The 24,274-nt window shown below is 73.0% G+C and carries 12 protein-coding genes and 1 other RNA gene; 10 read left to right on the top strand and 3 right to left on the bottom strand.

Annotated elements, in window-relative coordinates:
- Positions 1–111 precede the first annotated feature (111 nt).
- Complete coding sequence (locus AC1MBW_RS02140; RefSeq protein ID WP_054146689.1) at positions 112–603, bottom strand: GNAT family N-acetyltransferase; 492 nt, start codon at positions 601–603, stop codon at positions 112–114.
- 84 nt (positions 604–687) lie between these two features.
- Here AC1MBW_RS02140 and pta point away from each other — a divergent pair, with 84 nt between their 5' ends.
- Both pta and AC1MBW_RS02130 read left to right on the top strand, forming a co-directional pair.
- The gene (gene pta, locus AC1MBW_RS02135) at positions 688–2,838 is read left to right on the top strand and encodes a phosphate acetyltransferase (RefSeq protein WP_054146688.1); all 2,151 of its coding nucleotides are present in this window, start codon (positions 688–690) and stop codon (positions 2,836–2,838) included.
- Positions 2,835–4,028 (top strand): acetate/propionate family kinase, encoded by a 1,194-nt coding sequence (locus AC1MBW_RS02130; RefSeq protein WP_480025297.1) that lies wholly within the window; start codon positions 2,835–2,837, stop codon positions 4,026–4,028. Before pta ends, AC1MBW_RS02130 begins: the two co-directional genes overlap by 4 nt.
- 133 nt (positions 4,029–4,161) lie before the next feature.
- Here the strand turns inward: AC1MBW_RS02130 and AC1MBW_RS02125 are convergent, their stop codons facing one another.
- The gene (locus tag AC1MBW_RS02125; RefSeq protein ID WP_480025296.1) at positions 4,162–4,842 is read right to left on the bottom strand and encodes an SDR family oxidoreductase; all 681 of its coding nucleotides are present in this window, start codon (positions 4,840–4,842) and stop codon (positions 4,162–4,164) included.
- Positions 4,843–4,896: 54 nt separating this feature from the next.
- On the opposite strand from AC1MBW_RS02125, the gene ffs reads away from it, so the two are divergent.
- The 4 genes from ffs (at position 4,897) to recR (ending at position 17,714) form a co-directional block, all read left to right on the top strand.
- Positions 4,897–4,993, top strand: an RNA gene (gene ffs / locus AC1MBW_RS02120) — signal recognition particle sRNA small type.
- Positions 4,994–5,422: 429 nt separating this feature from the next.
- Complete coding sequence (locus tag AC1MBW_RS02115; RefSeq protein ID WP_480025295.1) at positions 5,423–14,455, top strand: hypothetical protein; 9,033 nt, start codon at positions 5,423–5,425, stop codon at positions 14,453–14,455.
- 136 nt (positions 14,456–14,591) lie between these two features.
- Positions 14,592–17,111, top strand: coding sequence for a DNA polymerase III subunit gamma and tau (locus AC1MBW_RS02110; protein ID WP_480025294.1), 2,520 nt, complete (start codon positions 14,592–14,594; stop codon positions 17,109–17,111).
- 3 nt (positions 17,112–17,114) lie between these two features.
- Positions 17,115–17,714, top strand: a complete 600-nt coding sequence (recR, locus tag AC1MBW_RS02105; protein WP_043595550.1) for a recombination mediator RecR — start codon at positions 17,115–17,117, stop codon at positions 17,712–17,714.
- A gap of 61 nt (positions 17,715–17,775) precedes the next feature.
- Here recR and AC1MBW_RS02100 read toward each other — a convergent pair whose 3' ends face one another.
- Positions 17,776–18,585: a DUF1206 domain-containing protein gene (locus tag AC1MBW_RS02100; protein WP_480025293.1), complete on the bottom strand. Its 810-nt coding sequence runs from the start codon at positions 18,583–18,585 to the stop codon at positions 17,776–17,778.
- Positions 18,586–18,763: 178 nt separating this feature from the next.
- On the opposite strand from AC1MBW_RS02100, the gene AC1MBW_RS02095 reads away from it, so the two are divergent.
- The 4 genes from AC1MBW_RS02095 (at position 18,764) to AC1MBW_RS02080 (ending at position 24,135) form a co-directional block, all read left to right on the top strand.
- Positions 18,764–20,029: an aspartate kinase gene (locus tag AC1MBW_RS02095; RefSeq protein WP_055971466.1), complete on the top strand. Its 1,266-nt coding sequence runs from the start codon at positions 18,764–18,766 to the stop codon at positions 20,027–20,029.
- A 151-nt stretch (positions 20,030–20,180) separates the two neighbouring features.
- On the top strand, positions 20,181–21,233 hold the full coding sequence (locus AC1MBW_RS02090; RefSeq protein ID WP_480025292.1) for an aspartate-semialdehyde dehydrogenase: 1,053 nt from the start codon (positions 20,181–20,183) through the stop codon (positions 21,231–21,233).
- A 128-nt stretch (positions 21,234–21,361) separates the two neighbouring features.
- A complete protein-coding gene (locus AC1MBW_RS02085) occupies positions 21,362–22,843 on the top strand; it encodes a malate:quinone oxidoreductase (protein ID WP_480025291.1) in 1,482 nt (493 codons plus the stop codon).
- Positions 22,844–22,950: 107 nt separating this feature from the next.
- Positions 22,951–24,135 (top strand): Rv2578c family radical SAM protein, encoded by a 1,185-nt coding sequence (locus AC1MBW_RS02080; protein WP_082383452.1) that lies wholly within the window; start codon positions 22,951–22,953, stop codon positions 24,133–24,135.
- Positions 24,136–24,274: the final 139 nt, after the last annotated feature.

Raw genomic sequence — 24,274 nt, 5'->3', positions numbered from 1 at the left:
AGGGTGTGGAGGTGGCGTCGGCGGCACCCGTCGTGCTCCTAGCTTGGTGCATGCGCGACCACAACTCCTGGCGTCCGGAAGCGAACCCCTGGCGGGCGCGTCGCACGGCCCTCAGGCGAGGCGGCGGGTCATGTACCTCAGGTCGAGCCACTCGCCGAACTTCGTGCCGACCTCGCGCAGCACGCCGGCGTCCTCGAAGCCGAGCGACGCGTGCAACCGCACCGACGCCTCGTTGCCCGCCTCGATCAGCGCCACCATGACGTGCAGGTCGTCCCGCGTCGCGCGCTCGATCAGCTCGGTCATCAGCGCGCGGCCGAGGCCCTTGCCCTGCTGCCCCGGCCGGACGTACACCGAGTTCTCGCAGGTGTGCCGGTAGCCGTCCTTCGCGTGGAACGGCCCGTAGCTGCCGTAGCCGACCACCTCGTCGCCGTCCACCGCGACGATCGCGCTGCGCCGCGCCTCCTGATGGCCGGTCAGCCACTCTCGTCGGCCCTCGAGGGTCGGGGTGACGTCGGTCCAGATGGCCTTCGAGTGCGCGACGGCGTCGGCGTGGATCTCGAGGACGCCGGGCAGGTCGGCTTCGGTCGCGGTGCGGATCGGCATGCCGACGAGCCTAGGAGAGGGGCCGCGTGTTGCGGAAGCACGCTTCCCCGGCGGCTCGAAGGCTGCCGCCCTAGGCTGGCGAGCGTGTCGACACGCATCTACATCACCTCTGCCGAAGGCCACACGGGCAAGTCCACGATCGCCCTGGGCGTGCTCGACACGCTCAGTCACGAGGTGGGCCGCGTGGGGGTGTTCCGCCCCGTCGCCCGGTCGACCGACGAGCGCGACTACGTGCTCGAGCTGTTGCTGTCGCACGACAGCGTCGACCTCGCCTACGACGAGTGCGTGGGCGTCAGCTACGACGCCGTCCACGCCGACCCCGACGCGGCGCTCGCCACGATCGTCAGCCGCTTCGCCGCCGTCGAGCGGCAGTGCGACGCGGTCGTCGTGATCGGCTCCGACTACACCGACGTCGGCAGCCCCACCGAGCTCTCGTACAACGCCCGCATCGCCGCCAACCTCGGCGCGCCCGTGCTGCTCGTGCTCGGCGGCCGCAGCGCCGACGGCCAGACGCGGCGCTCGGGTGCCGACATGCGCCAGGTCGCCGAGCTCACCACCGCCGAACTGCGCTCCGAGCACGCGAGCCTGCTGGCCGTCGTCGCGAACCGGGTGGACCCCGACCACCTCGACGAGGTCGTCGACGGCATCGGGCACGCCCTCGAGGCGTCGCCGACCGGTCGCGTCCCGATCTGGACGCTGCCCGAGGACCGTGTGCTCGTCGCCCCCACGATGCGCGCCGTGCTGCAGGCCACCGGCGCGACCCTGCTGCGCGGGGACGACGCCCTGCTCGACCGCGAGGCGCTCGGGGTCGTCGTGGCCGCCATGTCCATGGAGAACGTGCTGCCGCGCCTCACCGAAGGCGCCGTCGTCGTCGTGCCAGGCGACCGCTCGGACGTGCTCGTCGCCACCGTGCTCGCGCACGCCTCCGAGACCTTCCCGTCACTCGCCGGCATCGTGCTCAACGGCGGGTTCGCCCTCGCCCCCCAGGTCGAGCGCCTGCTCGAGGGGCTCGACAGCCCCCTGCCGATCGCCACCACGAGCACCGGCACCTACGACACCGCCCTCGCCATCACCCAGACCCGCGGTCGACTCGCCGCCGACTCGCCCCGCAAGTACGACCTCGCCCTCGCCCTCTTCGAGACCCACGTCGACGGGGCCGAGCTGCTGCGCCTGCTGCAGGTCAGCCCGTCCGGCGTCGTCACCCCGCTGATGTTCGAGTACCAGCTGCTCGAGCGGGCCCGCGGGGCGCAGAAGCACATCGTCATGCCCGAGGGCGACGACGACCGGGTGCTCCGGGCCGCGTCGACCCTGCTGCAGCGCGGCGTCGCCGCCATCACGCTGCTCGGCGACGAGACGGCCATCCGCGCCCGGGGGGCCGAGCTCGGTCTCGACCTCGCCGCCGCCCGCGTGCTCGACCCGTTCGACCCCAGCCTGCAGGTGCTCTTCGCGACCGAGTACGCCAAGCTGCGGGCGCACAAGGGCATCGCGGTCTCGCAGGCGATGGACACGGTCACCGACGTCTCGTACTTCGGCACCATGATGGTGAAGCTCGGCCTCGCCGACGGCATGGTGTCGGGTGCCAAGCACACCACGGCGCACACCATCCGGCCCGCGTTCGAGGTCATCAAGACGCTGCCCGACGTCGGCGTCGTGTCGAGCGTGTTCCTCATGGCGCTCGCCGACCGGGTGCTCGTCTACGGCGACTGCGCCGTCATCCCCGACCCCACCGCCGAACAGCTCGCCGACATCGCCATCTCGTCGGCGCAGACCGCGCAGCAGTTCGGCATCGAGCCGCGCGTCGCGATGCTGAGCTACAGCACGGGCGACAGCGGCTCCGGTGCCGACGTCGAGAAGGTCCGCGCCGCCACGGCCCTCGTCCGCGAACGCCGACCCGACCTGCTCGTCGAGGGACCGATCCAGTACGACGCCGCGGCCGACCCGACCGTGGCCGCCGCCAAGATGCCCGAGTCCGAGGTCGCCGGCCGGGCGACGGTGTTCATCTTCCCCGACCTCAACACGGGCAACAACACCTACAAGGCCGTGCAGCGCAGTGCGGGCGCCGTCGCGATCGGCCCCATCCTGCAGGGCCTCCGCAAACCGATCAACGACCTGTCGCGCGGGGCGCTCGTCGGCGACATCGTCAACACCGTCGCCATCACCGCCATCCAGGCCGGCACGCAGGCCGCCGCAGCCGAGGCCGCCACCGCCACCAGCACCGAAGGAGCCTCCTCGTGAGCACCGTCCTCGTCGTCAACTCCGGCTCGTCGTCGTTCAAGTACCAGCTGATCGAGCTCGAAGGCGAGCGCACTCTCGCCAGCGGCCTCGTCGAGCGCATCGGCGAGGCGGTCGGGTCGACCCGCCACCGCAACGAGGTCACCGGCGACGAGACGCGCAACGACACGCAACCGATCGCCGACCACGCCGCCGGCTTCGCCGCGATGCTGACCGCGTTCGACGCGCACGGTCCGTCGTTCGCCGAGTACCCGCCCGTCGCGGTCGGCCACCGCGTCGTCCACGGTGGAGAAGAGTTCGACCGCGCCACGGTCGTCACGGCCGACGTCGAGAAGGCGATCGAGCGTCTGTCGGCCCTCGCCCCGCTGCACAACCCGGCCAACCTGCAGGGCATCCGCGCGGCGAAGGAGGCCTTCCCCGGCGTGCCCCACGTCGCGGTCTTCGACACGGCGTTCCACCAGACGCTCGCCCCCGCGGCCTACACGTACGCGATCGACGCCGAGCTGGCGAAGAAGCACCACGTGCGCCGCTTCGGGTTCCACGGCACGTCGCACAAGTACGTCAGCGAGAAGACCGCCGAGTTCCTCGGCCGCCCCCTCGCCGAGCTGAAGACCATCGTGCTGCACCTCGGCAACGGTGCCTCGGCCGCCGCGATCGACGGCGGTCGGTCGATCGACACGAGCATGGGCATGACGCCCCTCGAAGGGCTCGTCATGGGCACGCGCTCGGGCGACATCGACCCCGCCGCCGTCTTCCACCTGCACCGCGAGGCCGGTCTCGACTTCGCCGAGCTCGAGACGCTGCTCAACAAGGGGAGCGGGCTGCTCGGGCTGACCGGCAGCGGCGACATGCGCGACGTGCAAGACAGCGCCTCCCGCGGCGACGCCGTCTCCGAGGCGGCGCTCGCCGTCTACCGGCACCGCCTGCGGCACTACATCGGGGCCTACGTCGCCCAGCTCGGCGGCCTCGACGCCGTGGTCTTCACGGCGGGTGTGGGGGAGAACAACGCCCTGCTGCGTCGGCGCACGTTGATGGGCCTCGAGTTCTTCGGCATCCACGTCGACGACGACCGCAACGAGCTCGCCTCCCGCGACGCGCGCTACATCTCGCCCGAGGGCTCGAAGGTCTCGGTCCTCGTCGTCCCGACGAACGAAGAACTCGAGATCGCCCGGCAGGCCGCCGCCGTCAGCTGAGACGTCGGGCCGGGTGGACGACCCGGCCGCTCCGACGACGCGAGAGAGCCCCGGTGCGCAGGTCGCGCCTCCGGGGCTCTCGTGTCTCGGTCTGCAGCCTCCGGGCCGTCGGACGACGACCAGGAGGCGCGGGTCAGTACTTGATGGTCGCCAGCGCGTCCGAGACGGTGACGTCACCCGAGACGGCCTCGAACTGCGTCTTGACGGCGGTGCCCTCGATCAGCGCGGTGGCGATGATCTCGGCCACGTCGGCGCGGGGGATGCTGCCACGCTCGACGGTCGTGCCGACCGTGACCTGGCCGGTGCCGGCGTCGTCGGTCAGGCCACCGGGACGCACGATCGTCCAGTCCAGGCCCTCACGACGGCGCAGGTCGGCGTCGGCCTCGCTCTTCGCGCGCATGTACACCTGGTACACGTCGTCGTCGTTCGCGGCGGGGAGCTCGGCGCGGGCCGGGTCGAAGTCGTCCGTGCCGATGGCCGAGACCATCACGTAGCGCGTGACGCCCGCCTTCTCGGCGGCGTCGGCCAACAGGACGGCCCCGTCGCGGTCGATGGTCAGCTTGCGCTCGGCACCGCTGCCGCCGCCACCACCCGCGGCGAAGACGACGGCGTCGGCTCCGTCGAGGTGGCCGGCGAGCGTGTCGACGTCGGTCTTCTCGAGGTCGAGGACGAGGGCACGGGCCCCCGCGGTCTCGAGGTCGGCGGTGTGGTCGGGGTTGCGGACGATGCCGACGGGGTCGTGCCCGGCGTCGGCGAGTCGGCGTTCGAGGAGCTGGGCGATCTTGCCGTGTCCTCCGGCGATGACGATTCTCATGACCCCAGGCAACACCCCGGGTCGCGGCGACCACTCAGTTGCCGCTAAACTCGTCGAGGCTCCTCACGTGGCGTCATCCAGGCCAACTCCCCCAGGGCAGAAATGCAGCAAGGGTAACCGGGCTCTGGCGGGTGCGTGAGGGGTCATTCCTCTTTCTGGGGCCTGAGTTCCTGGGCCCGAGGCCTCGAGGCCTCCCTCCGTGTCCCCCCTTCGTGGGGGTGCGCGATCCGGGCGCTGGCCGTCTATGCTCGGCAGCACGACGAGACCGAACCAGCTCGTCGGGAGCGACCAACCACCGCTCCGGCCGCACCCCTCACCACGGTGCGACCCCGCGCGACGGCGCCGTCGCACCCGCAGCACACGATCAGGATCAGGACCGATGAGCCCCTCACCACGGCACGTCAGCAGCACCCGCACCAGGCGAACGAGCCCGCGCACCGCGCGGTAGTCCCGTTCGCCTCGTCGTCGTCCCCGGACAGCGACACCGCGGCACACAACAGAACAGCAGCACCTCCCGCCTCACCAGCGGGAGTTCTTCGGATCAGGCGGCGGGCTCGTCCCGTCAGGAAGAGGCACACCCATGCGAAGCCAGGCGATTGAGCGTCCCCGGCGCTCCCACGCGTCCCGGGCACTGAAGGCGACGGCCGCGGCCGTCGTCGCGGCGGTGGTCGGCGCGCTCGTCGTCGTCGTCCCCGCCCAGGCGGCCACGACCGACCGCAGCGAGGCCGAGGCCTCGCTGGTCGGGGGCTCGGGCATCGTCTCGCTCGACCAGGTCGCCGCCCTCGGCGGGGCCTACTCGGCCTTCGGCACGACGCAGAACCCGCCGACGTCGGTCAACCCGCTGAACCTCCAGGCGCTGCAGCTGTTGGACGTCGGGCTCGGCAACGGCATCCGCCTCCTCGGCGGCAACGGACTGCTGACCCTCGGCGTGAACGGGCAGTACGCGAACGCCACCGCGACCGGTGCCACGGCCTCGGCCGGCCTCATCGGCGCCGACGGTTCGATCGCCGCGGGCAATGGCAGCGCGGGGCAGCAGACGACCCTGCGCCTCCAGCCTCTGCTCGCCCAGGTGCCGGCCACCCAGGGCGTCGTCAGCGACGTCACCCTGCAGCTCGGTGCGCTCTCGTCGCAGATCACCCAGCAGCGCGGGGCCACCGCGGGCACACCCACGACGGCCTACCAGGTCGCCGGAGCCCGGTACACGCTCACCAGCCCCGCGGTCGCGGGAGTCACCTCGTCGCTGCGCACCACGGTCACCGGTCTGGGCACCACGGTCAACGGCGTCACCGGCAGCGCGGCCGTCAGCGGCCTCGCGACCTCGATCACCGGTCCGCTCACCACGGCCGTGAACGGCCTGCCCCTCGGCGGCGCCGTCACCCTCGGCCAGCCCACGGTGGGCGCGCGGGCCACCGTCGACCTCGACTCCACCATCAGCACGGAACTCGCCCGCCCCCTGACGAGCGGGCCGGTCACCATCACACCGAGCACGGGTCAGGTCGTCATCGACCTCGGTGCCCTCAACGGCCTGCCCGCGAACAGCGACCTCCTGCGGCCCGCGACGATCACCGCCATCACGAACGGCATCACCGACATCCTGCAGAACCAGCTGCCGACGAACCTCGTCGCGGCCGCGAACGCGGCCATCCGGGCCACCGCCGTGACCGTCGACCTCAGCGTCCCCGTCCGCATCGACCTCGGACTCGCGACCGCGAACGAGACGCTGACCACCCGCACCGTGACGACCATCGGCCAGCTGCTCGACGGCACGACGCCCGCCGCCTCGACGACGGTCCAGGGCACCGGCCTCGTCGGCGCACTCGGCGTCACCGTCCTCCGGGGAGCCCTCCTGCCCGTCGTCGGCACCCTGCTCACCTCGGTCGGCGGTGTGTACTCGCCCCTCGTGAACGGCACGGCGCTCGCCGCGACGACGACCACCCTGCGCACCACCACCGCCGCCGTCGTCACGACCCTCGCTCCGCTGACCACCCTGCTGAACCAGCTCGTCCGCGTCACGATCAACGCCCAGGACGGCGACGGTTTCCGTGACGGGCGGGGCACCGACGCGGGCTCGAGCTCCGTCCACGCGGTCAGCCTCTCGGTCCTGCCGCTCGTGAACGCGTCCCGGGTCGACCTCGCCACCTCCACCGTCCGGGCCTCGGCCCTCGTCCCCCTGAGCATCGCCACGCCCACCGCCGGTCAGGTGTTCGTCGTGCCGAACGCTCCCGGAGCCACCCGCAGCGTCGTGCTGACCGGTGCCGGCGAGCCCGGCGCCACCGTCAGCGTCGACCTGGGCGCCGGTCTCACGGGCACCGGCACGGTGGCCGCGGACGGCAGCTGGAGCGTGACCGTCGCGACCGTGCCCGCGGGAGCGTACAGCGCCTCCGTGACCCAGGCCCTCGGCACCGCGACCACCGGTCCGGTCACGCGCGACTTCACCGTCGTCGCCCAACAGCCGCTCGTCGTCACCGCACCCACCGCCGGACGCGTCTTCACCGTCCTCGACGCCGACTCCACGACCCCCGTGATCGTCTCGGGCACCGCCACCCCCACGGCCACCGTCGCCGTCGACCTGGGTGGCGGCCGCACGGCCACCGCGCTCGTCGCCGCGGACGGCACCTGGACGACGACCGTCCCGGGCGTGCCCGTCGGCGGCTACACCGCGTCCGTGACGCAGGCCGTCGGTGCCGACGTCTCCGCCGCCGTGACGCGGGCCTTCAGCGTCGTCGCCGGCGCGGGCCTCACGATCACGAGCCCGACCTCCGGCACGCAGTACCGTCTGCCCGGCGCCGACTCGACCCGTGACGTCACCGTCTCGGGCACCGGTCAGGCCGATGCCCCCGTCGCCGTCTCGCTCGGCGGCGGCCGCGACCTCACCGCGACGGTCGCCGCCAACGGCACCTGGTCCGTGACCTTCCCGGCCCTGCCGGTCGCCGCCTACACGGCCAGCGCGACGCAGACGGTGGGAGGCGCGGTGTCCGCCCCGCAGACCACCGACTTCACCCTCGTGGCCGCGACCGGCGTGACGATCTCGACGCCTGCGCCCGGTGCGACCCTCACGGTCGCCGACGCCACCTCGACCACCCCGGTCACGGTGACGGGAGCCGCCGAGCCGAACGCCCCCGTCCGGGTCGACCTGGGCGACGGCTACGTGGCCACGACGACGGCCGACGGCACGGGCGCCTGGTCGGCGACCGTCTCGTCCGTGCCCGTCGGGCCCCGGACGATCAGCGTCACGCAGACGGTCGCCGGCGTCGTCTCGGTGCCGGTCACGCAGCCGCTGACGGTCGCCGCCGGTGCGCCGCTCGTCATCGACGCCCCGGCCGAGGGCACCACGGTGCGCGTGGCCGACAGCGCCTCCTCGACCACCCTGACCGTCTCGGGCACCGCCCAGGCCGGCGCCGACGTCCGCGTCGACCTCGGCGACGGCCTGACCGGCCGGGTCACGGCGGACGCCACGACCGGCGCCTGGTCGGTGGACGTCGCCGGCGTGCCCGTCGGTCAGCGCGCGATCTCGGCGACGCAGACCGTCGGCGGCACCGTGTCGCCTGCGCAGACGCGCGTCGTGACGATCGTCGCCGGGACCCCGGTCGCCATCTCGACGCCGGCCCCCGGGGCCACGATCCCGATCGTCGGCGGCACCACGGCCGACGTGACCGTCACCGGCACGGCCGACCCGGGGGCGACCGTCACGGTCGGCCTCGGCGCCGGCTTCGAGGTGCCGGCCACGGTCGACCCCGCCACGGGCGCCTGGACCGTCGTCATCCCGGACGTCCCCGCCGGTGTCCGCACGCTCGGTGCGACGCAGACCCTCGGCGGAACCACCTCCGCGCCGGTGACCCAGCCGCTGACGATCGCGCAGGGCACGCCCCTGGCCGTCACGGCACCGCTCGACGGCGCCGAGTACTTCGTCCCGGGACCGCAGGACACGACGCCCGTCGTCGTCTCGGGCACGGGCCAGGTCGGGGCGACCGTCGCGGTCGACCTCGGCGACGGGCTCGTCGGCCAGGTGGTCGTCCCGGCCTCGGGCCAGTGGTCCGTGACCGTCGCCGGCGTCCCGGTCGGTCCGCACACGGTCTCGGTGACCCAGAGCGTCAACGGCTCCACCTCGGACGCCGTCACGCGGGACATCCAGGTCGGCGTCGGCGGCGACGTCGTCATCACGGCGCCCGTCCCCGGCACCCAGCTGGTCGTCGCCGACGACCAGGGGACCGCTCCGGTCACCATCGCGGGCACCGGCGTGGCCGGTCTGCCCGTCACCGTGACGGTGGACGGCGTCGACCAGGCCCCGGTCGCCACCGACCCGCAGGGCGCCTGGTCCCTCGTCCTGACCGGGGTCGCCGTCGGCGACCACGTCGTGGGCGCGAGCCAGCAGCAGGGCCCCGACCTCCTCGAGGCCGAGCCGACGGACTTCTCGGTGGTCTCGGCCGAGGCCGACCTCACCATCACCGCACCCGGTGACGGCGACGTCATCACGGTCGCCGGCACCGGCAGCACCACCGCCGTCGTCGTGACCGGCACGGCCTACCCCGGTGCGTCCGTCGTGGTCACGCTGGCCGGTGTGAGCACCCCGACGACCGCCGGGGCCGACGGGCTCTGGACCGTCACGGTCCCCGGCGTCCCCGTCGGTGACCAGGTCGCTTCCGCCACCCAGACGGTCGGCGGCACGACGAGCACCGAGCCCGTGACCCGGGCCTTCGAGGTCGTCCCCGGAGCGGACGTGGTCATCACGACGCCTGACGCCGACGTCCGCTACGTCGTCGCCTCGCCCGCGGCCACGCAGGACGTCCCGGTCGCCGGGACCGCCCAGCCGGGCGCTCGGATCACCGTGACCCTCGACGGCGTCGAGGTCGGCAGCACCCTCGCCGACCCCACGACGGGCGCCTGGGCGGTCACCCTCGTCGGCATCGGCGTCGGCGAGCGGGTCCTCGGGGCCTCTCAGACGGTGCGGGACACCGTCCAGCAGGCCGACACGCGCGTCGTGACGATCGACCCGGCCGCCCCGCTCACCATCGTGGCCCCGGCCGACGGCGTCCCGATCGTCCTCGCCGACCCGACCTCGACCACGACCCTCGTCGTGTCGGGCCAGGCCGAGCCGGGCGCGGTCGTCCGCGTCGACCTCGGCGACGGCGTCTCCGACACGGTCACGGCCGGCACCACGACCGGCGCCTGGTCGATCTCGTTCGACGACGTCCCCGTCGGCACACGGACGATCGTCGCGACCCAGACGGTCGGCAACTCGGTCTCGGCCCCCGAGACGCGGGTGGTGCAGATCCTCGCCGGTGCCCCCCTCGTCGTCGTCGCTCCCGCCGACGGTTCCGTCGTCGACGTGGCCGGACCGGACGTCGTCTCGACGGTGACGGTCTCGGGAACCGCGGCCGCGGGTGCCACCGTCGACGTGGTCCTGGACCCCGTGACCGGTGCCGACCTCGTCGCGACCGTCGCGGCGGACCCCACCACCGGCGCCTGGTCGGTGGACGTGGCCGGCGTGCCCGTCGGTGCGGTCGGCCTGTCGGCCACGCAGAGCATCGGCGGGACCACCTCGCCGGCGCAGGAGAGCTCGTTCGAGGTCCGCGCGGCCGCCCCGGTCGTCATCGTCGACCCGGACGACTCCGTCTTCACCGTGCTCGACCCGGCCGGCACCATCGACGTCCCCGTCTCGGGTACGGCGTCCCCGGGTGCCGAGGTCTCGGTCCGGCTGAACGGGGGAGCGGCCGTCACCACGACCGCCGACCCCGCCTCGGGTGACTGGTCCGTCGTCTTCGCCGACCTGCCCGTCGCCACCTACCAGGTGACGGCCTCGCAGGCCGTGGCCGGCACGACCTCGACCCCGGTCCTGGCGACCTTCGAGATCGTGGTCGGCGACGAGCTGACCGTGCTGCAGCCCACGCCCGGTGCCGTCGTGACGGTCGCCGACGCGACCGCCTCGACCGCCGTCACGGTCAGCGGCACGGCCGAGCCGGGGGCGACCGTCCGCGTCGACCTCGGCGACGACCTCGTGGCCTCGACGACCGCCGACCCGACCACCGGCGCCTGGAGCGTCGTCGTGGCGGGCGTCACGGTCGGCGAGCGCACGCTCACCGCCACCCAGGCGCTCGGCACCTCGGTGTCGCCCGCCGTCACGCAGCCCCTCTCGGTGGTCCCCGCCGCCGCGGTCGTCATCGAGGCCCCCGCCGTCGGGACCGTCGTGGCGGTGGCCACGCCGGACGCCACGACCGACCTGGTCGTCTCGGGCACGGCCGAGCCGGGCGCCTCGATCGGCGTCGACCTCGGCGACGGCCTGACCGCCACGACCACGGTCGACGGAACGACCGGCGCGTGGAGCGTCACCGTGCCGGGAGTCCCGGTCGGCGACCGCACCATCGCGGTCACCCAGACCGTCGACGGCTCGACCTCGACCCCGGTCACGCGGGACGTGTCGATCGTCGTGGCCCCCGCCGCGCCCACGATCGTCACCCCGACCCCGGGTGCGACGGTCTCCCTGCTCGACCCGGCCGGCACCACGTCGGTCGTCGTCTCGGGCACCGGTGAGCCCGGCGCCACCATCGCCGTCTCGCTCGGCACGGGCCTTACGGCCGGTGCCACCGTCGGGCCCGAGGGCGACTGGCAGGCGACCGTCGACGGAGTCCCCGTCGGCGACCACACCCTGACCGCCACGCAGACGATCCGGGGCGCGACCTCGGCCGCAGCGACGCAACCGTTCACGGTCGCGGCGGCGGCGGGTCTCGTCGTCGACCGGCCCACCGACGGCACGACGGTCGTCGTGCTCGCCGCGGGCGACACGGCCCCGGTGGTCGCGTCCGGCACGGCCCAGCCCGGAGCGACCGTCACGGTCGACCTCGGTGACGGCCTGGTCGGGACGGTCGTGGCCGACCCGACGACCGGTGCCTGGAGCGTCACGGTCGACGGCGTGCCGGTCGGCGACCGCACCGCCTCGGTCACCCAGACCATCGACGGCGCCGTGTCGACCCCGATAACGCGGGACGTGTCGGTCGTCGTGGCCGCTCCCGTGACGATCACCTCGCCGCCCGCCGGGTCGTCGATCGTCGTGGAGGACGCCGACGACACCACGGACGTCACGGTCGTCGGCACGGGTCAGCCCGGTGCGACGGTCGTGGTCGCGGTGGGCGACGACCTCTCCGAGACGACCACGGTGACCCCCGAGGGCACCTGGACCGTCACGGTGGGCGACGTGCCCGTCGGCTCGTACCCGGTCGTCGTCACGCAGACGGTCCCGGCCGGTTCGACGACTCCCGCCACCCAGCAGCTCGACGTCCTGGTCGGCACGCCGGTCTCGATCACCGAGCCCGCCCCGGGTGCCACCGTCGTCGTCCTCGACGGTCAGACGACGCCGGTCACGGTGTCGGGCACCGCCCAGCCCGGCGCGACCGTCACGGTCTCGCTCGGCGACGACCTGACCCAGGCCGTCCCGGCCGACCCGACGACGGGGGCGTGGACCGCGACCTTCGACGCCGTGCCGGTGGGCGCCGGACCGATCTCGGTGGTGCAGCAGTACGGCACCGTCACGACGGTCCCCGTGACCCAGCCGTTCGCGGTGGTCGCGGCAGACCCGATCGAGATCACCGACCCGGCGACGGGCACGCGCCTCCTCGTGCTGTCCGCCGACTCGACGGTGGACCTGCCGGTGACCGGTTCGGCGCAGGTCGGCGCGACCGTCGCGGTGACGCTCGACGACGGCACGGCCGTCACGGTCGACGTCGACGACGACGGCACCTGGACGACCAGCTTCGCGGGGGTCGGCGTGGGCGAGCACGTGGTGTCCGCGACGCAGACCGTCGCCGGGGCCGAGTCGGCTCCGGTGACGACCACGGTCGTCGTCGAGGCCGCCGCCGCGCTGACCGTCACGGCACCGACCGACGGGCAGCAGTACCAGGCGGGCGACTCCGGCACCGCGCCGGTCGTCGTCCGCGGCCAAGGACAGCCGGGCGCGCCCGTCGCCGTCACGGTCGACGGGGGAGACCCCGTCACCACGACGGTCGACGACGCGGGCTCGTGGCAGGTGCCGGTCGTGCTCGCCACCGGGACGCACACCGTCTCGGTCGTGCAGACCGTCGGCGACGAGACCAGCGTCCCGGTCGAGGTGCAGGTCGTCATCGTGCCCGCCCCGGCCGACCCCGCCGTCGCCCCGACCATCACCTCGCCCGCCGACGGGCAGCTCGTGACCGACGCCGACGGTGACGGCTTCGTCGACCTGCCGGTCACCGGCACGGGCGAGCCCGGAGCCACCGTCACGGTCTCCGTCGGCGGCACCACGCGGACGGCGATCGTCACGGACGGCGGCACCTGGTCGGTGACCCTGCCGGCGGTCCCGGTCGGCACGCGCACCGCGATCGTCGAGCAGAGGGTCGCAGGCGTGGTCACCGGCAGTGCGTCGGTGGACGTCGTCCTCGCCCCCGCCGCCGAGGTCGCCCCGCTCGTGGTGACCTCGCCCGAGCAGGGGTCGATCCTGCCCTCGGGCACGGAGGGCACGGCCGACGTCCTGGTCGACGGTTCGGCCCAGTCGAACGCCTCCGTGGCCGTCAGCCTGGACGGCGGTCTGCCGGTCACGGTCGACGTGGACGCCGACGGCGTCTGGTCGACCACGCTGGTGGGCGTCGAGCCGGGGCAGCACAGCCTGTCCGTGACCCAGACCGTGGGAGGCGCGGTGTCGGCACCCGAGACCGTCGTGTTCACGGTCACCGCGGCCGCGAACACCGACGCCGTCGTCATCACCTCGCCCGCTCCGGACGCGTTGATCGCCGACGCCGACGACGACGGCGTCGAGGACGTCACGGTGACGGGCACCGGCACACCCGGTGCGCTCGTCACGGTCGACCTCGGAGAGGGGACGACGCAGATCACGATCGTCGCCGACGACGGCACCTGGACGGTGACGTTCGCGGGCGTCCCGGTCGCCGCCTACGTGCTCACCGCCACGCAGACCGCGGACGCGGGCACGACGACGGCCACCCAGGACCTCGTCATCGCCGCGATCGATCCGATCGTGATCACGAGCCCGCTGCCGGGCTCGGTGTTCCCGGCCGGTCAGGACGGCACCGCGACCGTGACGACCACGGGTACGGCTGAACCCGGCGCGACCGTCACGGTCCAGCTCGACGCGGGGGACGCCGAGGGCGTCACGGTCGACGACGTCGCCGCGGCCGCTATCCTCGCCGCGGATCGCGTCCTGGTCGTCACGGCGGACGCGGCGGGTGACTGGACGGTCGTCTGGGAGGACGTGGCCGTCGGGCCGCACGTGGTCGACGCGACGCAGACCGTGGCGGGAGCCACCTCGGCCCCGGTCACGACCGGCTTCACGGTGACGGCGGCGGCCAGCACGCCGGGCACGCCGGGCACGCCGGGCACGCCGGGCACGCCGGGTACGCCGGGTACGCCGGGTACGCCGGGCACGCCCGGGACCCCGGGCTTCCCGGGTCTGCCCGGTGCGGGCGGCGGCTCCGGCGACGGGATCGGCGGGGTCGCGACCACGGGCGTCACGGGGCTCGCGTACACGGGCTCCGACGTCCTCGGTGGGTTCTCGCTCGGGGCCTTCGCCCTCCTGCTCGGGCTGGCGCTGGTGCGTCTGCGTCGACGGGGGAGGAACGTGGCGGAGTAGCCGGAACGGCGCGTCACACCGGAGGGTCCGTCGTCTCGACGGGCCCTCCGGTGCGTCCGGGCGGGCCCCGCACCGGACCGGGCGGAGCAGGCCGGCGCCGTCGACCGTTGTCGGTCGCCCCGACTACTCTTGCTCTGTGGTCACCGCCCTGTATCGCCGTTACCGGCCAGAGAACTTCGCCGAGCTCATCGGGCAGACGCAGGTGACCGATCCGCTCCGCACGGCGCTCCGCACCAACCGCGTCAACCACGCCTACCTGTTCAGCGGCCCCCGCGGCTGCGGCAAGACCACGTCGGCCCGCATCCTGGCCCGCTGCCTGAACTGCGCCCAGGGCCCGACCGACACCCCGTGCGGCGTCTGCGCGTCGTGCGTCGAGCTCTCCCGCGACGGCGGCGGCTCGCTCGACGTCATCGAGATCGACGCGGCCAGTCACAACGGTGTCGACGACGCCCGCGACATCCGCGACCGGGCCGTGTTCGCCCCGGCCCGCGACCGGTTCAAGATCTTCATCCTCGACGAGGCCCACATGGTCACCCCGCAGGGCTTCAACGCCCTGCTGAAGGTCGTCGAAGAACCGCCCGAGCACGTCAAGTTCATCTTCGCGACCACCGAGCCCGACAAGGTGATCGGCACGATCCGGTCGCGCACGCACCACTACCCGTTCCGACTCGTGCCCCCGGCCCAGATGCTCGAGTACGTCCACGAACTCTGCGAGAGCGAGTCGGTCGAGGCGGCCCCCGGCGTGCTCCCGCTCGTGGTCCGTGCCGGCGGCGGGTCGGTGCGCGACACCCTCTCCCTCCTCGACCAGCTGATGGCCGGCAGCGAGAACGGCGCGATCGAGTACGAGCGCGCCGTCGCCCTGCTCGGGTACACCCACGCCTCGCTGCTCGACGACGTCGTCGAGGCGCTCGGCGCCCGCGACGGTGCCGCGGCCTTCGCGGCCGTCGACCGTGTCGTCCAGACCGGGCAAGACCCTCGGCGGTTCGTCGAAGACCTGCTCGAGCGCCTGCGCGACCTCATCGTCGTCGGGGCGACCGTCGAGGGCGCGTCGGCCGTGCTGCGGGGCGTCACCGCCGACGAGCTCGACCGTCTCGTGCACCAATCGCACGCTTTCGGTGCCGCCGAGCTGTCGCGATCGGCAGACGTCGTCAACCGCGCCCTCACCGACATGACCGGGGCGACGTCGCCTCGCCTGCACCTCGAACTGATGATCGCGCGCGTCCTCGTCCCCGAGAGCGACCAGACGGGCCGGGGTGCCCTCGCCCGGGTCGAGCGTCTCGAACGACGCGTCGGCGTCGAGGGTCCCGGCTCCGCCTCGTCGTCGGCATCCGGTCCGTCGACCGCGGCACACCCGACCGAGGTCGGGCCCGCCTCGGGTCGATCGGCGCCCGCCGTCGTGTCGTCGGCTCCGGTCTCGACCGCTCCTGCCGTGACGTCTCCTTCCGCAGCGCCCGTAGAGGCCACTCCGTCGACCGAGGCGGCCGGTGGTCCGTCGGCCGTCGAGAGCGCGACCGCGTCCTGGGCGACGGCGGCCCCGTCGGCCCCTGTCGAGCCCGTCGGCTCCGCAGCTCCGGCGACGACCGAACCCGCGCCTCCGTCCGCGCCGCACTCGGCCGCCTGGGCACAGACCCCCGACTCCGGCCAGGGCGCCGGGTCCGGCGCGGCCCCCGTCACGCTCCAGCAGATGCGCGACAGCTGGCCCGAGATCGTCGAGGTCGTCCAGAAGGCGAGGCGCACGGCCTGGATGGTCGTCGTCACGGCCACCGTCGTCGACTTCGCCGACGACGTGCTCACGCTGGCCTTCCCCAGCGCCAACGACGTCGAGAGCTTCAAGCGTCCCCAGGGGGCGGCCGAGGGCGTCAGCGAGTACCTGCGACGGGCGATCGTCGACGTGCTCGGCGTCAAGGTCAAGTACATCGCCCGGGTCGAGGGTGACGGGCCCGCGGGGCCCACCCCCACCGGTGCGCCGCCCGTCGACGCGTCCGTCCCGACCGCTGCGTCGACCCCCCGACGAGACACCGGCCGGTCGGCCGCACCGGCGACCGACGGCGGGCGGCAGGCTTCCGCTCCGTCACCTCAGGGGTCGACGCCGGCCGAGACGGGCCGCACGACGGCCGCCGCCGCAGAACCGGCAGCGCCCGACGACTCCGCGGCGCCGGCCGCGAGTCCTCCCCGCACGCCGGCACCGGCCACGAGGTCTGCGTCCGCCGAGCGGTCCAGCGCCCCGGCGTCCGCGTCCGTCGCTCGGCCCGGCGCCCCGGCGCCCGTCACCGGGTGGGACGTCGCCACCATCCCGCAGACCCCGCCTCCCGAGCCCGACGAGCCCGAGCACATCACCGAAGAGCCACCGGGGGGCGTCCCGACGGTCGACGCTGCGCCTCCGCCGCCCGAGGCCGACGCGTCCCCGGTCGGCCGCTCCGTCGCCGGTGCGCCGTCTTCCGCAGCCACGGCCTCGACCCCGGCGCCGGCGGCTCCGGCCGCCTCCACGAGTGCCGGCCCGTCGGTGGCCGAGCGTCGCGCGGCCACCGGCGACCCGCGTCGGGGCATCCCCACCGGGTCGCGCTACGGCGAGGCCGTCGTGCGCGAGATCCTCGGCGCCCAGTTCATCGAAGAAGAGACGATCGCCCCCCGGGTCACGCCTCAGAGAAGCGAGTAGCGCGTGTACGAAGGCATCGTCCAAGAGCTGATCGACGAGTTCGGTCGCCTGCCGGGCATCGGGCCCAAGTCGGCGCAGCGCATCGCGTTCCACATTGTTCAGAACGAGTCGTTCGACACGTCCCGCCTGGCCGAACTCCTCGTCGACGTCAAGACCAAGGTGCGTTTCTGCGAGATCTGCGGCAACGTCAGCGAGCAAGAGACCTGCAACATCTGCCGTGACCCGCGTCGTTCGCCCGCCACGATCTGCGTCGTCGAAGAGGCGAAGGACGTCCAGGCCATCGAGCGCACGCGGGAGTTCCGCGGGCTGTACCACGTGCTCGGCGGTGCGATCAGCCCCATCGACGGCATCGGTCCCGATGACCTGCGCATCCGCCAACTCGTCCAGCGCCTGGCCGACGACACCGTGCAAGAGGTCATCATCGCGACCGACCCCAACCTCGAGGGCGAGGCGACGGCGACGTACCTCTCGCGCATGCTCGCGCCCTTCGGGCTCCGGGTCACCCGGCTGGCCTCGGGCCTCCCCGTGGGCGGCGACCTCGAGTACGCCGACGAGGTCACGCTCGGCCGCGCCTTCGAGGGCCGTCGCCTCGTCTCCGAATGACGACCCGCGCCTCCTGAACCCGCCCCGCGCCTCCTGAACCCGCCCTGCGCACGCCTGTCGGTCAGAGACGGGCGCGCCGCGCCCGCACGACGCAGTACGCGCCGTAGGCCATGAGCCCCAGGGCGACGGCCGTCAGCACCACCACGCCGAACGGCAGGGCCGCGAGGGCCCTGAGCGCGCCGTCGAGTCCCGTGGCCTCGCTCGGGTCCGAGGTGACGGCCGCGACCGCGAACAGCACGCCGACGACGCCGAGGGCGATGCCCTTGGCCACGTAGCCGGTCACCCCGAGGGCGACCGTGCCGCGCCCGGTGGCACCGCCCGGCAAGGACAGGTCCTCGCGGAACTTCTGCTTCACGCCCTTGACCACGAAGTACGCCCCGATGGCCACGATGGCGAGCGCGACGACGACGAGCAGCACGACGCCCCCGGGCGCGGCGAGCAGCCGTGCGCTGAGCGTCTGGGTCTGCCCCGAGCTGTCCGACGACGAGCCCCGGGCGAAGGTGAAGGCCGTGAAGCCCACGGCGAGGTAGGCCACGCCCTTGCCGCCCTCCTTCGCGCGATCGGCCCAGGCGTCCTTGTCCGTGCCCCGGACGAGAGCGGCCTCGAGCAGTTGGAACAGGCCGAGCCCCCACAGGCCCACGACGATGAGCCACAGCAGGACGACCCCGCCCGGATGCGACGCGAACTGCCCGAGGGCGCCTCCCTGGTCGGCCTCGCCGCCACCGCCGAACGCCACGCCGAGCGCGATCACGCCGATCACGACGTGCAGCAGGCCGTTCATGGCGAACCCGATGCGGGCGGCGGTCGTGAGGGCTCGGCTGTCCTGGAGGCGGCTGGCGGCGCCCCGGGCCTGGTCGGTGGTGTCGGGCATCGGTCCACCGTAGGGGAGAGGCGTCGACGCCGCCCTCGGTGCTCCGACGCGCGACCCCTCGTGCTCGTCCGCGAGACACCGAGCCGTGTGCGTCACACGCTCTCGACACCGAATAGAATCGCCGGACGCAGGCGTGAGCCGTCCTCCGGCGCGCCCAGTCCCCTTCTCAGGAGTCACCGTGAGCTTGATCGTGCAGAAATTCGGCGGGTCGTCCGTCGCCGATGCCGAGAGCATCAAGCGCGTCGCCAAGCGCATCGTCGAGACGCGCAAGGCGGGCAACGACGTCGTCGTGGCCGTCAGCGCGATGGGCGACACGACCGACGAGCTGCTCGACCTGGCCAACGAGGTCAGTCCGCTCCCCGGCGGCCGCGAGCTCGACATGCTGCTCACCGCGGGCGAGCGCATCAGCATGGCCCTGCTCGCCATGGCGATCCGCAGCCTGGGCGTCGAGGCCCGCTCGTACACGGGCAGCCAGGCCGGCATGATCACCGACGCCCAGCACGGCAAGGCCCGCATCGTCGACGTCACGCCCGGCCGGGTGCGCGACGCCCTCGACGCCGGGTACGTGGCGATCGTCGCCGGCTTCCAAGGGTTCAACCGGTCCACGGGCGACATCACGACCCTCGGCCGAGGCGGCTCCGACACGACGGCCGTCGCCCTCGCCGCGGCGCTCGACGCCGACGTGTGCGAGATCTACACCGACGTCGACGGCGTCTTCACGGCCGACCCGCGCGTCGTGCCCAAGGCTCGCAAGCTCGACCGCGTCACCAGCGAAGAGATGCTCGAGCTCGCCGCCGCCGGGTCGAAGGTGCTCTACATCCGTGCCGTCGAGTACGCCCGGCGTCACGGGGTCACCCTGCACGTCCGCTCGTCGTTCAACAACAACGAGGGCACGCTCGTCGTCAACCCGAAAGAGGGAGAGAACGTGGAAGAACCCATCATCAGCGGGGTCGCGGGTGACCTCAGCGAGGGCAAGATCACCGTCGTGGGCGTCCCCGACGTGCCGGGAAAGGCCGCCCAGATCTTCCGCACGGTCGCGAAGACCGGCGCCAACATCGACATGATCGTGCAGAACGTGTCGGCGGCGTCGACCAGCCGCACCGACATCTCGTTCACCCTGCCGAAGTCCGAGGGCGCCGTCGTGCTCCAGGCCCTCGAGTCCGACCGGGCCGAGATCGGCTTCGAGTCGCTGCAGTACGACGACCAGATCGGCAAGCTCGCCCTCGTCGGTGCGGGCATGCGCACCAACGCCGGCGTCTCGGCGCGACTGTTCACGGCCCTCTTCGAGGCCGGCATCAACATCGAGATGATCTCGACCAGCGAGATCCGCATCTCGGTGGTCACCCGGGCCGACACCCTGAACGACGCCCTCCGTGTCGTCCACACGGCCTTCGGCCTCGACGCCGAGGTCGACGCGGTCGTCCACGGCGGCACCGGCCGCTGACGCGACCAGGCCGTATACCAGGAGGCGCGCGCGGCTCCCGCACCGCGCCTCCCGACCCTGCTCCCGCCGTACCGGAGCCCGCACCACCGAACCCCGCACCACCGAACCCCGCATCACCGAACCCCGCACCACCGAACCCCAGGAGGCACCCATGGCCGAAGGACTGCGCGTCGGCGTGATCGGCGCGACCGGACAGGTCGGCAAGGTCATGCGCACGCTGCTCGACGAGCGCGACTTCCCGGTCGCCGAGATCCGCTTCTTCGCCACCGCCCGGTCGGCGGGCACGACCCTGCCGTTCCGTGGGGTCGAGATCGTCGTCGAGGACGTCGAGACGGCCGACCCCACCGGTCTCGACATCGCCCTCTTCTCGGCCGGGGCCACGGGCTCGCGAGCCCACGCGCCGCGGTTCGCCGCGGCCGGCGCGCTCGTCATCGACAACTCGAGCGCCTGGCGGATGGACCCCGAGGTGCCCCTGGTGGTCAGCGAGGTGAACCCCCACGCCCTCCGCGAGGCGGTGAAGGGCATCGTCGCCAACCCCAACTGCACGACCATGGCGGCCATGCCCGTGCTGAAGGTGCTCGACACCGAGGCCACCCTGCAGCGCCTGATCGTCAGCACCTACCAGGCCGTGTCGGGCAGCGGCCTCGCCGGCGCCGACGAGCTGCTGCAGCAGACCCGTGCCGCGATCGAGGGCGACACCATCGGCCTCGTGCACGACGGTCGCGCGGTCGACCTGCCCGAACCGGTGACGTACGTCCGTCCCATCGCCTTCGACGTCATCCCGCTCGCGGGCAGCATCGTCGACGACGGCACGAACGAGACCGACGAAGAGAAGAAGCTGCGCAACGAGAGCCGCAAGATCCTCGAGCGCCCCGACCTTCTGGTCAGCGGCACGTGTGTCCGGGTGCCGGTCTTCACGGGGCACTCGCTCTCGATCAACGCCGAGTTCGCCTCGGACATCACGGTCGAGCGCGCCGAAGAACTGCTGCGCGACGCCCCCGGGGTGGTCCTCACGGACGTCCCGACCCCGCTCGAGGCGGCGGGCGCCGACCCGAGCTTCGTTGGTCGCATCCGTCACGACGAGGGCGTCCCCGGTCACCGTGGGCTCGCGCTCTTCATCAGCAACGACAACCTCCGCAAGGGCGCGGCGCTCAACGCCGTGCAGATCGCCGAGCTCGTCGCCGCCGAGCGAGCCGTCGCCTGATCCTCGGCGCCGGTGACCCGAGGGGCCGCTGACGCGTCGCACCCCGGTCTCTCGACATCGAGACACCGGGGTGTCGTCGTCCGGTGGCCACCCGGGGTCGCCGAGGGGGCCGGGCCTAGACTGGCGTCGTGACCGATGCGAAGAAGCCCGTCGACGTAGCCCTCATCGGGGCAGGCATCATGAGTGCCACCCTCGGTGCCATGATCAAGCAGCTCGAGCCGAGCTGGACGATCCAGATCTACGAGGCGCTGGGCGACGTCGCCCTCGAATCGAGCAACCCCTGGAACAACGCGGGCACGGGCCACTCGGCCCTCTGCGAGCTCAACTACACGCCCGAGCGGTCCGACGGCACCATCGACACCTCGAGCGCCGTCAAGGTCAACGAGCAGTTCCAGGTGTCGCGGCAGTTCTGGTCGTTCCTCGTGGCCGAGGGGGCCCTGCCCCAGCCCGACGCCTTCATCAACTCCACCCCGCACATGAGCTTCGTCTGGGGAGAGAAGAACGTCGAGTACCTGCGCAAGCGCCACGAGGCGCTGCGCGAGCACCCGCTGTTCCAGGGGCTCGAGTTCAGCACCGACGCGTCCGTCATCCGGTCGTGGGCGCCGGTCCTCATCCCCGGGCGGGCGAAGGGGCAGCCCATCGCGGCGACGCGCATCGCCGCCGGGACGGACGTCGACTTCGGGTCGCTCACGCGCCTGCTCTTCACGTACCTGCAGGGCGAGGGGGCGATCCTCGAGGTCGACCACCGCGTCACGAACCTCACGAAGCTCGCCGACGGCACGTGGCGGGTGGCCCTCCGCAAGCAGGTCGGTGGCACGCCGACGACCGTCGACGCACGCTTCGTGTTCGTCGGCGCCGGTGGGGGAGCACTGCACCTGCTGCAGAAGTCGGGCATCGACGAGATCAAGGGCTTCGGCGGGTTCCCGGTCAGTGGCGAGTTCCTGCGCTGCGACGATCCCGCGATCGTCGGCAAGCACCAGGCCAAGGTCTACGGCAAGGCCGCCGTCGGCTCGCCCCCGATGTCGGTGCCGCACCTCGACACCCGTGTCGTCGACGGGCAGGCCAGCCTGATGTTCGGGCCCTACGCCGGCTTCAGCCCGAAGTTCCTCAAGCACGGTTCGATGTTCGACCTGTTCGCGTCGATCCGGGCCCACAACCTCTACCCGATGATCCGCGCCGGGCTCGCCAACCTCTCGTTGGTCAAGTACCTCGTGGGGCAGCTGGCGGCGAGCAAGCAGACCAAGTTCGAGGCGCTGCGCGAGTTCATGCCCGACGCCGATCCGAAGGACTGGTACCGCATCACCGCCGGCCAGCGGGTGCAGGTCATCAAGAAGGACCGCAAGAAGGGCGGGGTGCTGCAGTTCGGCACCGAGGTGATCACGGCGGGCGACGGCACCATCGCGGGTCTGCTCGGCGCGTCCCCCGGGGCGTCCACGGCCGTGCCGATCATGCTCAGCGTGCTCGAACGGTGCTTCCCCGACCGCATCGCGGCGTGGAAGCCCCAACTGAACGCGATGATCCCGACGTACGGCGACGACCTCTCGTCCGACGAGCGGCGGGCCGCCTCGACCATCGGGGCGACCGCCGAGGCGCTGCACATCCACGCCTGACGCCCGAGGCCTGAGGCCTGAGGCCCGAGGCCTGGTGCCGGGCCTCGCGTCCTCGGGGCGAGCGCCCCGGGTTGACCCCACTTCGAACGTGTGTTCGAATTGGGGGCATGCGATGGTCCGAGCAAGCGGTCGACACCGAGAACGCCTCGGCGCTGCCCGGTCTGGCGCGGTTGAACAACCTGATCACCTCCGTCACCACGCCCGAGTTCGCGGGGGTGACGTTCCACGAGGTGGTCGCGAAGAGCGCCCTCAACCGCGTCCCGGGCGGCGACTCGGCTCTGCCCTTCGGGTGGACGATCAATCCCTACCGCGGCTGCAGCCATGCCTGCGTGTACTGCTTCGCCCGTCCCACCCACGAGTACCTCGACCTCGACGGCGGCGACGACTTCGACCGGCAGATCGTCGTCAAGGTGAACGTCGCCGAGGTGCTCGCCCGCGAACTGCACCGTCCCACGTGGCAGCACCACCCGGTCGCGCTCGGCACGAACACCGACCCCTACCAACGTGCCGAGGGTCGGTACCGGCTCATGCCCGGCATCATCGCCGCCCTCGCCGACTCGGGCACTCCCTTCAGCATCCTGACCAAGGGCACGCTCCTGCGGCGCGACCTGCCCCTGCTCGCCGAGGCGGCGCAGCACGTGCCCGTCGACCTGGCCATGTCGATTGCCGTCTACGACGACGACCTGCAGCAGTCGGTCGAGCCGGGCACGCCGACGACGGCGGCCCGCCTGGCCACCGTCTCGGCGGCCCGCGAGCTGGGATTGTCCTGCTCCGTCTTCATGATGCCCGTTCTGCCGTACCTCACCGACGGGCTCGACCACCTGCACGCGGCGCTCGCCGCCGTCCGCGACTCGGGTGCCTCGAGCGTCATGTACAGCGCCTTGCACCTCAAGCCCGGGGTCAAAGAATGGTGGTTCGCCTGGCTCGAGCGTGAGCACCCCGAGCTCGTGGCCAAGTACCGTGCGCTCTACGCCCAGGGCACCTATGCGCCGACGGGGTACCGCTCCTGGCTGGCCGCACGTCTGCGGCCCTTGTTGCGCGAGTACGGCCTCGAGAAGGGGCAGGCCGACCCGGCCACGGGGTCGATGCGCTCCGCGGCGCTCGACGACAGCGCGCGTTCCCTGCGGCTGATGGGACTGAACGGCACCGGGGTCCGCACGGCAGCCGGCGGCACCGCCGCCCTTCCGGGCATCCCCGACCTGACGTCCGGTGCCGGTGGCTCCGCGGTCCCTCGGGCCCTGATCGCGCACGAGCTGCCGGGTGGGGCACGGTCGCAGCCGCGACTGTTCTGAGCCTGCGAGAGCCAGAGGCCGTCGGGCCACGGGGTCGGTAAGCCATGAGGCCGGTGGGTCACTCCCCGGTCGAGTGGAACGGGGCACAAAACGAGCCACCTGCCCGCCCGGCGTGGTCGTTGGCCCCACATGTCGGGGT

The sequence above is a fragment of the Frigoribacterium sp. AP1 genome, from assembly GCF_056680555.1.
This window is presented reverse-complemented; position numbering and strand designations above follow the sequence as displayed.

Excerpts from the sequence above, each read along its gene's own strand:
- AC1MBW_RS02140 (WP_054146689.1), bottom strand. The coding sequence starts at position 603 with ATGCCGATCCGCACCGCGACCGAAGCCGACCTGCCCGGCGTCCTCGAG.
- AC1MBW_RS02125 (WP_480025296.1), bottom strand. The coding sequence starts at position 4,842 with ATGAGAATCGTCATCGCCGGAGGACACGGCAAGATCGCCCAGCTCCTC.
- AC1MBW_RS02115 (WP_480025295.1), top strand. The coding sequence starts at position 5,423 with ATGCGAAGCCAGGCGATTGAGCGTCCCCGGCGCTCCCACGCGTCCCGG.
- AC1MBW_RS02100 (WP_480025293.1), bottom strand. The coding sequence starts at position 18,585 with ATGCCCGACACCACCGACCAGGCCCGGGGCGCCGCCAGCCGCCTCCAG.
- AC1MBW_RS02090 (WP_480025292.1), top strand. The coding sequence starts at position 20,181 with ATGGCCGAAGGACTGCGCGTCGGCGTGATCGGCGCGACCGGACAGGTC.
- AC1MBW_RS02080 (WP_082383452.1), top strand. The coding sequence starts at position 22,951 with ATGCGATGGTCCGAGCAAGCGGTCGACACCGAGAACGCCTCGGCGCTG.